Origin of the sequence: Ferrovum myxofaciens (assembly GCF_000735045.1) — a bacterium.
Taxonomy (GTDB): Bacteria; Pseudomonadota; Gammaproteobacteria; order Burkholderiales; family Ferrovaceae; genus Ferrovum; species Ferrovum myxofaciens.
In genome coordinates, this window is sequence record NZ_JPOQ01000426.1 from 1 (window position 1) to 253 (window position 253).

Here is a 253-nt window from a genome sequence, read left to right on the forward strand (position 1 = left end):
CCACGGCCGGCGCGACCACCGGTCAGTTCGCCACCCAGGTAAGCGTCATCAATACGGACATCGCCCTGCAAGGGCTTTGTGGCCTCGCGTTGGCGCATGGCTTCCATGATCTTGTGCTTGAGCAGCTAGGCGGCCCGCCACGAGATGCCGAGTTGGCGGCGCAGCGTGAGCGCTGCGATGTTGGTCTTCGACTGCGTGATCAAGTAGATCGCCAAGAACCATTTGGTAAAAGGCAGTCGGGAGTGTTCCATCA

General features: G+C 60.5%; 1 pseudogene. It reads right to left on the reverse strand.

From position 1 onward, the window contains the following. A pseudogene (locus IV91_RS19385) lies at window positions 1-253 on the reverse strand (IS1595 family transposase); the annotation flags it as partial.